General features: G+C 32.2%; 12 protein-coding genes. 5 read left to right on the top strand and 7 right to left on the bottom strand.

The genetic code is table 11. The features are described 5' to 3' along the window. The first annotated feature begins 56 nt into the window (after nt 1-56). Nucleotides 57-455, top strand: a complete 399-nt coding sequence (locus AC1RPN_RS02750) for a hypothetical protein (RefSeq protein ID WP_481761270.1) — start codon at nt 57-59, stop codon at nt 453-455. A 420-nt stretch (nt 456-875) separates the two neighbouring features. Here AC1RPN_RS02750 and AC1RPN_RS02745 read toward each other — a convergent pair whose 3' ends face one another. Continuing rightward, the gene (locus AC1RPN_RS02745; RefSeq protein ID WP_481762175.1) at nt 876-1346 is read right to left on the bottom strand and encodes a transposase; all 471 of its coding nucleotides are present in this window, start codon (nt 1344-1346) and stop codon (nt 876-878) included. A 200-nt stretch (nt 1347-1546) separates the two neighbouring features. Between AC1RPN_RS02745 and AC1RPN_RS02740 the strand changes: the two genes are divergently transcribed. Together AC1RPN_RS02740 and AC1RPN_RS02735 are read left to right on the top strand one after the other, a co-directional pair. Continuing rightward, a complete protein-coding gene (locus tag AC1RPN_RS02740; protein ID WP_481761272.1) occupies nt 1547-2866 on the top strand; it encodes a PTS transporter subunit EIIC in 1320 nt (439 codons plus the stop codon). Beyond that, on the top strand, nt 2856-3725 hold the full coding sequence (locus AC1RPN_RS02735) for an alpha/beta hydrolase (protein ID WP_481761273.1): 870 nt from the start codon (nt 2856-2858) through the stop codon (nt 3723-3725). Before AC1RPN_RS02740 ends, AC1RPN_RS02735 begins: the two co-directional genes overlap by 11 nt. 367 nt (nt 3726-4092) lie before the next feature. Here AC1RPN_RS02735 and AC1RPN_RS02730 read toward each other — a convergent pair whose 3' ends face one another. Continuing rightward, on the bottom strand, nt 4093-4791 hold the full coding sequence (locus AC1RPN_RS02730) for a VIT1/CCC1 transporter family protein (protein WP_481761274.1): 699 nt from the start codon (nt 4789-4791) through the stop codon (nt 4093-4095). A gap of 18 nt (nt 4792-4809) precedes the next feature. Next, nucleotides 4810-5490: a VIT1/CCC1 transporter family protein gene (locus tag AC1RPN_RS02725; RefSeq protein ID WP_481761275.1), complete on the bottom strand. Its 681-nt coding sequence runs from the start codon at nt 5488-5490 to the stop codon at nt 4810-4812. A gap of 131 nt (nt 5491-5621) precedes the next feature. Here AC1RPN_RS02725 and AC1RPN_RS02720 point away from each other — a divergent pair, with 131 nt between their 5' ends. Beyond that, entirely contained in the window at nt 5622-6077 is a 456-nt protein-coding gene (locus AC1RPN_RS02720) for a Fur family transcriptional regulator (RefSeq protein ID WP_481761276.1), read from the top strand. A gap of 189 nt (nt 6078-6266) precedes the next feature. On the opposite strand, the gene AC1RPN_RS02715 is transcribed toward AC1RPN_RS02720, so the two are convergent. Both AC1RPN_RS02715 and AC1RPN_RS02710 read right to left on the bottom strand, forming a co-directional pair. Beyond that, on the bottom strand, nt 6267-7481 hold the full coding sequence (locus AC1RPN_RS02715; RefSeq protein WP_481761277.1) for a multidrug effflux MFS transporter: 1215 nt from the start codon (nt 7479-7481) through the stop codon (nt 6267-6269). Between the two features lie 49 nt (nt 7482-7530). After that, nucleotides 7531-8517, bottom strand: a complete 987-nt coding sequence (locus AC1RPN_RS02710; RefSeq protein ID WP_481761278.1) for an MBL fold metallo-hydrolase — start codon at nt 8515-8517, stop codon at nt 7531-7533. A gap of 117 nt (nt 8518-8634) precedes the next feature. Here AC1RPN_RS02710 and AC1RPN_RS02705 point away from each other — a divergent pair, with 117 nt between their 5' ends. Further along, nucleotides 8635-8991, top strand: a complete 357-nt coding sequence (locus tag AC1RPN_RS02705) for an iron-sulfur cluster biosynthesis family protein (RefSeq protein WP_481761279.1) — start codon at nt 8635-8637, stop codon at nt 8989-8991. A gap of 44 nt (nt 8992-9035) precedes the next feature. Here the strand turns inward: AC1RPN_RS02705 and yjeM are convergent, their stop codons facing one another. Continuing rightward, nucleotides 9036-10508, bottom strand: coding sequence for a glutamate/gamma-aminobutyrate family transporter YjeM (yjeM, locus tag AC1RPN_RS02700; protein WP_481761280.1), 1473 nt, complete (start codon nt 10506-10508; stop codon nt 9036-9038). A 33-nt stretch (nt 10509-10541) separates the two neighbouring features. Further along, nucleotides 10542-11978, bottom strand: coding sequence for a C69 family dipeptidase (locus AC1RPN_RS02695; protein ID WP_481761281.1), 1437 nt, complete (start codon nt 11976-11978; stop codon nt 10542-10544). Nucleotides 11979-12027: the final 49 nt, after the last annotated feature.

Raw genomic sequence — 12027 nt, 5'->3', positions numbered from 1 at the left:
AAGCCAAATGATATTCATAAAATAACATCATAATAATCTGAGAGAGGGGTTTTAAAATGAAAGTAATTAAAGAAGCAAGCGGATGGATACTTCGGGGACTACTTCTTTTTAGTGGATTATGTTATGGTGGTCTCATTTATCCAAGTATAGTAATACATGGAAAATTAGCGCCATTTTCATATTATTTTGGAGGCACATTATGGGACGATTTGGCAGTGGTCATGGGATTATTAACATTTTTATTGTTAATAATCCTAGCTATAATGCCTAATAGATATTTAAAACGTTTTTGGAAATATTTTTTTATTATTACAGTGAGTATATTAGTACTTTCACTCCCAGGTGGTGCATTTTTGTTATTAACTATAATTCCTTTGTGGGAACTGATTATTATATTGGTAATAGAATGGGGAATTACATTAGGGCTTTTGTTTATAATCAAAAGCGTAGATTAAATTGGGTCTGCGTCAAATAGTGATGGTGAGACAATAAACGTCTAATCTAATTAAGGGAAATCCAAAAGGATTTCCTTTTTTTAGTTATGAATTAATAAAATTCTTTCAAAAAGATGATGTCAGTTTCCGAAACCGTAACTGCTACGTTTAAGTGTTTTAATTTTTCGATTAAGTCCTTCTATAGGACCGTTTTAATAAGTTGAAGATAAAAATATTTTCAATATAATGTGGATTCTTTATGAAAGTGGTTATTACAGTATCCATTTCACTGTTATTTGGTTGATAGTTTTCTAATAACTGAGTTTTTAAAGATTTATATTCTCTATTTTTATGATCAATTATCTGATTTAAAGTATCTATACGAACACAATCTAAGGCTTTACCAGCCAGTTAAACTAAATGAAAACGATCAATAATTATTTAAGCATTTGGGAATAGTTGATGAATGATACTTTGATATTGAGCATTCAGGTCTACAACAACAGAGGTTACAAATTGTCTTTCTTTTAGAATATATGCATTAAAAAAATGTTCCTTAATAACACTGTTAAAACGATTAGGCAGTATCGCTACAAAATTATGTGTTTCAGCATCAATCGCACTTTGACATGAAGCCCAAATAAAGCGTTGGTTCCGTAATCGCAAATGAAATTCATAGCCATTTACGCTAGAAATTCTAGCATTAACTAAACGTGTTCCATTTTTGATCATAGTTAAATAGCCACAATCTGGGTCTCTTGGAGGTATGTATGTTAATGGTGCATCTATGATATTAACTTTTCTTTTACGTGATACTATTCTAACAAAATCATCGGAAACGTTAATTTTCTTAATATTTTCGTCTTCTGTTCCTAATAGTAATAGTGCGGAATTAATTGTGATCATCAGCATCCCTCGCTTTTGATTATGTTTTGCAACTTAATCATAGCAGGGGCCGGTGGCCTCTTTTTTTGTTTTCAGAATAAAAAACTGGTGTTGATGAATTTTATTTTACCAACACCAGAAAGTGTACACCCTCAAAGTTTATAATTAACATTTTGTTGTTGGGTTACTATTGGTTTATAATAAAAAATAGATAAGGGGGTTATTCAATGAATAAACTATGGGTGACGTTTTCGCAAAAATTGTTAAGAGTTGATTTACGTTTTAAAAAAACTTTTGTTTATCAAGCAATTGAAAAAACATTTGCAATTATCTTACCGTTTATTATTATTGGAAGTTTTAGTATGGCGCTTAGTTCTAGCGTTTTATCAGAACAAGGGTTCTTTAATCAAGTATATAATATTTCATCATGGTTACCTTATGAAAAAATCATAACAAATATATTCGAAATTATTAATACAGTTACAATGAGTTTTATCGCAGTAATGACAGCTTTTTTGAGCGCAAAATACATGACTCGGTCCTTTAAAAAAGATGAACAAATTGCAGGATTCACTGGGGCAGTCGGGATGCTTATTTTGAATTATAATTTATCAAGTTTAAACCCTGATAGTGATCAGGGGACATTCTTGATTCAAGAGTTAGGTGTTAAAGGGATTTTTATCTCACTGATTTTGGGGGTCTTTGTAGGATATATCTTTAAATGGTTTTCACCTAAAAATAAGCAAGAAAAAGTAGATCAATATACATTTATTTCTCGTGGTTTAGAGAGTCTGTTGCCGATAGTGATAATATTGGGGATTTTAATTGGACTAGTCATGTTAGTTTCATTGGTTAATCAAATCGGTGTGAATGGTCTCTTATATTCTATGTTTAGATTAACAGAAGTTAAATCAAGGCATTTAATTATAACTATTTTATTTTTATCCTTTTTCAATACTGTTTTATCTGGTATAGGAATTTCTGGTTCTTTAGGAATTGCACAAGGCGGCTTAGATGATACTTCGGTTGTCAGTAACTTAAGTTATGCGTTAAAGCATGGCACGTCTTTTGGTGTACCTTTTCCTATCTCTATACATACAATTTATGACAGTTTTGGTAGCTTTGGTGGAACAGGAATGACCTTATCTTTAATTATAGCAATATTGATAATGTCTAAAAATAAAAATAGTCGTAAAATAGCAAAAATATCAATTATTCCAAGCTTTGTGAATATTAATTTTCCATTGATGTTTGGGTTACCAATTATTTTAAATCCTATTTTAATGGTTCCGTTTATCTTATCACCCATCGTTTCAATGTTGATTGGGTACTTCTGTATTTACTTTAAGTGGATACCTCCAGCAGTTTACAGCTTACCTGAAACGACTCCAGCACCATTAATGGCATTTTTAGGAACTGATGGGTATTGGAGTACATTAGTTGTATCAGGAATTGTGCTTATTATTACAGTTTTAATTTATATGCCGTTTGTAAAATTAAATAATAAGGCAATGAATATTGATGGAGGTAAGCTAAATGAAAAATAAACGGAAAATAGTTAAATACGTGTTTATTTGGATAGCTATCTTAGCTTGTTTTTTAGCTGTTATCGTACCGGCAAATACATGGAACACTAAAAAGGTCAAAACAAGCCGAATTATTCATAATTCAAAGTTAAATCCAGTTATTTTAATACCAGGAAGCAGTGCAAATCAAGATCGATTTGATGAATTGATTGATGTTTTAAATACTTCAACAAATCGAACGCATAGTTTGTTAAAGATAACGGTTCAGAAAACTGGAAAACTTAAAATTACTGGTAAAATAGCTAAACGAGATATGCAACCTTTCATAGTTGTTGGTTTTGAAGATAATTCGAATGGCTATAATAGTATAAAAAAACAAGCTAAATGGTTTGATATAGCGTTTACGTATCTTGCTGATAAATATAAATTTAATCAATTTAATGGTATCGGGCACTCTAACGGAGGTCTTATTTATACGACATTTTTAGAAGAATATTTTGATGATAAAGCGGCCTCAATTAATACGTTAATGACGATAGGTTCACCATATAATGGTGAAGAAACTAATCAGAGTACAAGAACACAGATGTTAGCGGATTTTGTAAAGAATCGAAAAAAAATTCCAACTAACTTAGTGTTGTACTCGATTGCTGGAACAGATAATTACAATAATGATGGAATTGTTCCATATCAAAGTGTTAATGCCGGAAAATATATTTATCAAAATCAAGCGAAATCCTATACAGAAATAACTGTCACAGGAAATGAATCGGAACATTCTGATTTACCACAAAATAAGCAAATTGTTGCTTTAATTGAACAGTATATTATTGCTTCCCAAAATTCTAAAAATAGTGGACCAGATGATAAGAAAATTTAGAGTAGTGCTTGATTATTATTGTGATGAACTATGTATAGTTGCACATTGTAAAAATAGTCTTAATGATCTTAAATATGTACAGTATATCAATTAAACAGACAATGTCGATGGCGAGTGTTGTATTTAATTATTGAAAGTAGTATAAAATATAGGCCTTTGTTAACTATTGCTGATCAATGATATTAAAAAAGTTCTAATCGCTAAGTGATTAGAACTTTTTTGTATGAATTTTAAGAGTATAAAGTGGTTTAGTTCAAAATTTATAAACATTTTGAAAGCTAATGCGCTATATAAAATGTATCTATGACAACAAATAAGTTGGGAAAAAATATTTAACTAGTTTGGGCGGGGTTTCATAATGATATGTCTAAAAAAACTGGCCAATTCCATAATGAATTAACATGGTTATTAAACCAATGATAATATTTCGTATAATGGCAACTTTAATTTTACCATCACCTAATTTGGAGCTAATAAAGGCAGTTAAAGCTACAGCTACTGAAACCGCAATAATTGTACCTATCATTTTCCAATTGTTTGGTAATATAATAATGGCAAGTAGTGGGAAAATACCACCTAAAGCTGCAGAGATTAGTGAGGAAAAAGCGGCATCCCAAGGGTTCATATAGTGTCCTAATTCGAGACCGTATTTAACATTAATAATCGTTTCTAGTGGCTTTTTTTGCATTAATTCTGTAGCAATTTCAAAAGAGGTTTCTTCAGAAACGCCCTTAGCCGTATAAAAATTTTGAACATCATGAATTTGATCAGTACGACTCGTAATCATACGCTGTTTTTCGACGGCAACAGCTGCTTTTTCGGTGTCACTTTGTGAACTGACAGAGGCATATTCGCCAGCTGCCATAGAAAATGCGCAAGCTATTAGATCAGTTAACCCAGCGATGAAAATAATGAAATTATCTGTTGTAGCTGCTGCAACACTGAACAGGACACCTACAACAGTTAAAATACCATCATTAGATCCTAGTATACCTGCACGAAGTGAATTAAGTTTTTCATCCATTGTTTTGTATTTTTTTTGTTTAATTTTGGTTTCAGATGTCATGAAATTAAGTGTCCTTTCCTAATGAGCAAATAAAGTACCAATAAAGTAAGTGACTAGCATTGTTAAAATACCAGAAATAATATTACGAATAACTGATTTTGTCCGATTTGAGTTACCCAAAGTTGCAGCACTAAATCCTGTGATAGCTAGTGCAATAATGACAGAAATAGATGTGGCAATGACCTTAAATTCAGCAGGGAATAAAGTAATTGCAAGTAGGGGCAGCAATGATCCAATCGGAAAAGAAATCATTGATGCAATCGCAGCCGCATAAGGATCCGTATAGACGTTAGGATCAAAGCCATATTTTTCACGTACAATAGTATCTAATGGGTTAGCCGACATCATTTCATCTGTAGCTTTTAATGCTAAGGATGAAGAAATACCTGTTTTAAAATATTTTTGATAAACATAATTATATTCCTTATCATAATTATGTTTTAGATTGTACTTGGAATTGGCAGTAGCAACTTCTTGCGAATCTTTTTGGGTACTTACAGAAACATATTCTCCCATAGCCATTGAGACAGTACCGGCAAGCATACCAGCAATACCTGAAATGAAAATAGAAAAATTATTGTTCGTAGCGCCAGCGACACCAATGACAATCCCAGCAACGGAAAGAATACCATCATTAGCTCCCATAACACTAGCTCTTAAAACATTTATTTTCTGAGATAAAGATAATTTTTTAGACATAACTCTCTCTCCTTTGTTATAATGATTCTAAATATATAATCATTATAAATCAATTCAATAGATAAAGTCCACATATTTTATGAAATATGAGATAATGAACAGAGTGAATTAAGAAAATGGGGGTCGTTAAATTGATCGATAAAAATCTTGACCAGGCTTTAGAAATTTTAAAAGAACGTGGCGTACGTATAACACCACAGCGTAAAATAATTCTTGAATATTTAGTAACGCAACATAACTACCCATCTGTTGAACAAATTTTTAACGGAATTAAAGATGGAAGCGTAGGGTTAGGCATAGCTACCGTTTATAATACGTTACAAATATTAGTTGCTCAAAAATTAGTGATAGAATTGTCTAATGGCGATGATGGTAAAATGCGCTACGATTATTTTGGTATTCCACATTATCATGCTATCTGTCTTAACTGTGGCAAAATAACAGATATATTTACAGAATTAACTTTTCATGAGGCAGAGCAAGAGGCGGAAAATAAAAGTGGTTATATAATTGAAAGTACACATGTCGAGACGTTTGGATATTGTCCAGAATGTCAAATAAAACTGGGTTTAACAGAAAATAAATAATATATATCAGTAGATAAAATAAGCTTTAAAAATATGGTTGGTAGTACCAATTTGTAGATAGTACCCATTTTACATAAAGGTTACAGCTGTACAAAATCAGATGTCACACCTTTAGTATAAATAATTAAAGAGTTATATTATTAAGTTTTTGCGTTATACAAACTAATATTTCCACAAAAAAAGCAGAACTTATAGTTCTGCTTTTTTTGTGGAAATATTTAAGTAAATGACCAAGGCACAAATTTCACACAGTAAGATTAAAATTGTCATTGGAACATAAGAATGATCCCCCATAATCCCAACGAATGGAGAAAGAATACTTCCAACTAGATTCATACCAACACCAAGTATGGCAGAAGCACTTCCTGCGTGTTGCCCTTGTTTCTGCATAGCTAATGAGAAGGCCGTTGTATTTACGATACCAACCATTGAAACAATTAAAAATAAACTGATGAGCACTAGTAATAACGAGTTACTAATAAATAATGAGGTCGTTAATAGTAGACTACCAAGTAAGGCAAGGTAAACACCTAATTTTAGACCAGTCTGTTCAGAAAAAGTATCTGAAATTCGTGAACTTAATTGAGACATTATAACGATACCTAAACCATTAATTGCATAGACTAAACTGAACATATTAGAGGATAGACCAAAAAGATTTTGTAAAACAAATGATGATCCAGAAATATAACAGAACATTGCACCTGAGATAAAGCCTTGAATTAGAGCATAACTCAAGAAAAATTTATCAAAAATTAAACTTTTAAGAATTTTTTTCGTTGAATCACCAGTATTTGATTGCGACTTCTCTGGCACAATCTGGTTAGTTTCTGGTAACGTCACTAATACAAGAAGAAATAAAAGAAAACCAATTACAGTTAAGATAACAAAGATACCGCGCCAAGATGTGAATTTTAGAATAAAACTGCCAAGTATGGGCGAAATAATCGGGAAAATTCCATTAACAGCCATTAAGAGCGAGAAAAAACTGGTTAATTTTTTTCCGGTGTATAGGTCTCTAGCAATTGCTCGAGAGATTACAAGACCAGCAGATCCCGCTAAACCTTGCAATAACCGGATAATAACCAAAATTGTTATATTCTGACTTGTTGCTGCGATGATAGAGGTAACAGCGAACAAGATGAGTCCCAAAAGTAATGGCTTTCTACGGCCAATTTTATCACTGTAGGGTCCAACTATTAATTGGCCAAGCGCCAATCCAAGTAAACAAGTCGTAATCGTCAACTGGGTAAGCGATGCAGTTGTATGTAAGTGTTGTTGAATAACTGGTAATGCTGGTAAATACATGTCCAATGATAATGGACCAAAAGCACTTAATGTTCCTAATAAGAAGGTTAAAAATAATTCATGTTTTTTAGGATTTTTAAAATAAGAAAAAACCAACAAATTCACGTCCTTTTAAATGATTAATAAATATACCATAGAATAAATATTAATAAGTTACAATAGTATTGTTAAAATTTTGGTCTATCAATATAAGTTGCTTAGGTTTATGCGTTAATCGATTTAACAATTCAGGTACTTCTAATGAAGATAAATGTGAATTGATTGGGAGACTATCTTTATTATTTTCCAATAAATCGGTCAGTGAATAGCTATTTTGGGTAGACAAATTAAAATCGCCTAACTTATTTTCTATATTTACCAAGATATATTTCTCAGGATGCCTTTTAATTCCTACAGAAGTAGCATCATTTAATGAAATCACTTCTGAATCAGGATAAAAATACGTCAATAATTGGGAGGTTGGCTTATCTAGTACGATTATTTTTTCTAACTTGTTAGCTACTGTCGCTAACTTATGAATTAAATAAAGATTTTCGTTGGCAACGTTAATAGCAGTTAATTCTTCGACTTTTAAAAGTTTAATGAGATGATCTAGAATCGTAATTTCAGTGTAGTAATTAGTATCTGTTGTGTCGACAGTATTTAAAATTAGAACATCTAAAGGTAGTCGGTTTAAGTCGTGAATCCATTTCTTCGTTCTCTTTTTATGAGGTCCAGCTAAGCGAGTATCACCAGCTAAGAAGGAGTACTTCTGCTTTTCATCTTCTACTAAAAAAGCTAATGAACCCGTGTGTACTGAATCTGATAAAAAACCAATCACTGTAAAATCTCCAATAGTTAGTGCGGTGTTAATCGGAATAATTTTGTAATTTAAGTGTGTTTCACTAATTTTACCTAGTAAGACAAATTGTTGTTTTAATTCAAATGCCTCTTTGGATAAATAGATAGGTAATTTTTGCATCATAGAAGATTCAAGAATTTTTTCATGGATATCTATTGAGAAGTATGAAAGAAAAAGAGCGTCTGCTTGTTCATTTAGTTGTGAATTAACGTTAAATTGAAAGATTGAATGTGAACTTTTAAATTGTGAACTACTATCAAATAAGTTGTTTACTATACTAATTTTGGTCATTATATTCCTCTCTTTCTAATTAGAACTATCATACCATGATGAACCTGAGTCGTCATGCTTGTCTAAAATAATCAGTGGTGTACAATGTAATTATTAAATAAGAAAGCTGGTAATTTCATGTATTTAAAAATAAGTGAAGACGCAAAAAGCAAGATTATGAAACTTATGGGTAATGATTCAGAAATCTTGCTTGATTTTGACGATGGTGTTGGTGCTTTATCAAATGAAGGAACATGTACGTTAGATTCAAGCTTTAGAATGTTAGTAATTGATGACCAGAACGATAGCAAGGCATATGATGGAACAATTGATTCAGATTTAGGTCCCATTAGAGTAAAAGGGTACAGCAAAACTTATATGGATGAGAACATGCAACTTGTCGTTAATGAACGATTCAACAGTTTAGCATTACATGGAGATAATTCAGGACTATTAACAGGTAATGTTAGCTTAGAAAGTCTTGTTAAAAACTAATAAAAAATCGTAAACAATAAAAATTGTTTACGATTTTTTTTAGTTTATTTTTTAATTTTTCTCTCATAACGTGTGTAGTAAAGGAAAGCAACTAGTCCAGAAAGGACAGGACCAGATATCATCCAGAGAGCATTACTTAATGTATCGCTGATAACAGTGAAAATAATTCCAAAGGCTAAAACTAACCAGACGACAATAGTAATAATATTTGTAAGTGTTCTATTCTTATAAACTTCAAAAGGTCGATTTAAGTCTTGACGTTTTTTAAAGAATGGAAATGCACCAATTAAAAATAGATAAGGTACAGAAGTTGAGATATTTCCCATTAACGTTAATTTTGAATAGAATAATGTTGAATTTGAACCTCCAAATGAAACAGCCATGATAATGACAATAACGACGGCAGCTTGAATCCACATTGCAAATTCAGGCATACTATGCTTATTTAATTTCGTCATTTTTGCTGGCCAGATATCCTTAGGTGTTCCAAGAATAAATGATTTGAGTGGTGAGTAAATCAAGACGAAGAATGCACCTGTATAAGCCATGAACATACTTAAACCAGTAATTCTAGCAAGTGTATGACCAAAAATTGTCGAAGCACTTGCGCTCATACCAAAGCTTTGACCTGCAAAATTACCTAAGTTTTCCATCAATATGTAAGAGATGTTACCTAAGTTGGCATTTTGACCACCAAGTTTACTCCAGTTTGTACTAACACCCCAGAAGAAGATTGAGATTGAGTAAGCAAAAAGAATTAATAAAGTGGAAATGATTAAACCCTTTGGAAAATTTTTCTTAGGATTTCTAATACTATCTGTAACACCACTAACTGATTCCATACCACCGTATGCAAAGATGGCAAAAACAATAAATGAAATTAGGGCGATAGGTGATTGATAGCTAGGATTTCTAGAAGTTATAATACTTGTCATACCATGCCATGGTTCTTGGAGTGCACCATGATTAACAATTAAAATAACAATACTTAATAGTAAAAAGATAGCATTTAAACCTAAAATAGCAATACCACCAACTGAAGAAATCTTGGCAATACTACTGATACCTCGACTAGCGACAAAGGTAACTAGCACAATCCAAAGAATTGCAAGAATACCGATAGTTTGTGTTGAAGATAGGCCAAAGATAGCCCAAGATTGTGTTTGATCACTTCCAGAAAAAATTGTTGAAAGTGGAATCCAAACTTTAGATGCAATTGATACCATCCAGACAATCCATGCAAAAAGCCAAATAAATGTTCCTGTGAAAGCAAGTTTGGGGCCAATTGATTCAGCTAACCAAGAATAAATGCCACCTTTTGATTCATTTAAAGCTGAACCATATTCTGCAAACATCAAAGCAGTTGGTAAGAAAAAGAAGAATGCTGCTAAAACGTACCAGATAATACTAGCGTAACCCATTTGAATAAAGGCGACGGGAGTATTTGCAAATCCAAAAATAGTTGTAAAAATCATTAAAATGAAACTTGTTAGGGAAATTTTCTTTTGTTTGTCCATAAGACTTTTGTAATTCCTTTCGGTTTCTTATATTTATAAGTTTTGGTCAGTTTTAAAATTTAATGGTGATAGGTCAGTTGATAATGTAATTAGCTGACTAATTAAGGCCTTAACCTTGATTTCAGCAGCTTCAGTAATTTTTAGATTTTCTTCAGTTAAAAAATCTGTTAGGTCTGTACCACTTTTAGAAATTGCCTCTGTTTGAATCCGTTTTACGGAGGCATTGAATTGGATAATTAAATCTTTTTGGAGATCTTTCAGTAATGAGCTAAATTCTAAGTAATGTGAATCAACCAAAATACCTAATTGTTTATATAACCAGTAAGCAGATTTGTCATCATATACATCGGTACCAATTTTATAATTCTCCGGTGTATCCGTAATACCAGCAAAGAAAGGTACATAAGCACTTTGAGCCGTAACACCCATTGATAGCCAATGGATACCACCAATTTCAAAAGGTAAATCAGGTCTAATTTGTAAAATATGAGACTCTTGTGTTTTTGCTAAACTAATGGGTCTGAATTTATGTTTATCACTGATTGAACCAGTTCCAATCGGATCATATTGAGTTCCTTGGAAATGTGAGCCAAGAATTTGTTCTAAATCTTCACGTTGAATTAAATGATCAGCCTGACGAATGAACGGTAAATTCATACTCATAGGATCTTGTGAAGCAACTGATGGTGTTAAAAGTAATTGGCCATACCAAACTCTTGGTGTGCTGTAAATGGCATCAGATTGATCATGAGTTCCAAAGATATCTCTAAAATTAAATGAATCTTTTTGGTTATTTAAATGATTATCAGAAACAAATTTCTGAATACCAGAACTAAACATAAAATTAGCGGAATCAGTAAAGTTAATTTCTTGAATAGCTAGTTGGTTGGCAACAACTGCATAAGAATCATCCGGAATACGTTGCGCAACCCAATGGTGACCGGTTGCAATTTCCATATACCAAACATCTTTTTGATCAGAGAACAAGACACCATTTGTTTCACTTGAACCGTATTTTTCTACTAATGATCCAAGGTAACTAACACCTTCTTTTGCGGAGTGAATATAGGGAAGAGTAATTGTTACAATTGCTTCCTCACCAATTCCGTTTTCAGTTAGTAAGGGATCGTAACTGAGAACCCGGCTATTAGCGTATGCACTTTCAGTAGCGCTCATAGCCACACCATATTCATTAAAGCCATCTTCTTCAAAAACACCAAATTTTGGTGTCCATTCAGGAGTAGCTGAATATTTACCACGAATTTTTGGTAATGGCATTTTAAAGTGATTATCTGGTGATTCAAATAAAGGTGATTGTTCAAATTCTGTATGAGCATGAATAACAAAATGTTTTGGCCATGCTGTTTTTGCATCTTCATTACGGCCAATAAAAGTCGACCCATCTGCAGTTGCTTTAGAACCAGCTAAAACACTTGTACATGCTGAAAAATTAAAAGGGTCTGTCGTCATGGATATTTCTCCTCCCAGTAAATAAATTTAGATATTACCATTTTATCAT

It is taken from the genome of Dellaglioa sp. CoH-57-MRSF-20 (genome assembly GCF_056781955.1).
The sequence above is the reverse complement of the archived record's forward strand: the minus strand, read 5'-3'. Positions and strand labels throughout refer to the sequence as shown.

Coding starts and splice junctions, on each gene's coding strand:
- AC1RPN_RS02745 (WP_481762175.1), bottom strand. CDS start 1,346: ATGCTGATGATCACAATTAATTCCGCACTATTACTATTAGGAACAGAA.
- AC1RPN_RS02725 (WP_481761275.1), bottom strand. CDS start 5,490: ATGTCTAAAAAATTATCTTTATCTCAGAAAATAAATGTTTTAAGAGCT.
- AC1RPN_RS02730 (WP_481761274.1), bottom strand. CDS start 4,791: ATGACATCTGAAACCAAAATTAAACAAAAAAAATACAAAACAATGGAT.
- AC1RPN_RS02710 (WP_481761278.1), bottom strand. CDS start 8,517: ATGACCAAAATTAGTATAGTAAACAACTTATTTGATAGTAGTTCACAA.
- AC1RPN_RS02750 (WP_481761270.1), top strand. CDS start 57: ATGAAAGTAATTAAAGAAGCAAGCGGATGGATACTTCGGGGACTACTT.
- AC1RPN_RS02740 (WP_481761272.1), top strand. CDS start 1,547: ATGAATAAACTATGGGTGACGTTTTCGCAAAAATTGTTAAGAGTTGAT.
- AC1RPN_RS02695 (WP_481761281.1), bottom strand. CDS start 11,978: ATGACGACAGACCCTTTTAATTTTTCAGCATGTACAAGTGTTTTAGCT.
- AC1RPN_RS02735 (WP_481761273.1), top strand. CDS start 2,856: ATGAAAAATAAACGGAAAATAGTTAAATACGTGTTTATTTGGATAGCT.
- AC1RPN_RS02705 (WP_481761279.1), top strand. CDS start 8,635: ATGTATTTAAAAATAAGTGAAGACGCAAAAAGCAAGATTATGAAACTT.
- yjeM (WP_481761280.1), bottom strand. CDS start 10,508: ATGGACAAACAAAAGAAAATTTCCCTAACAAGTTTCATTTTAATGATT.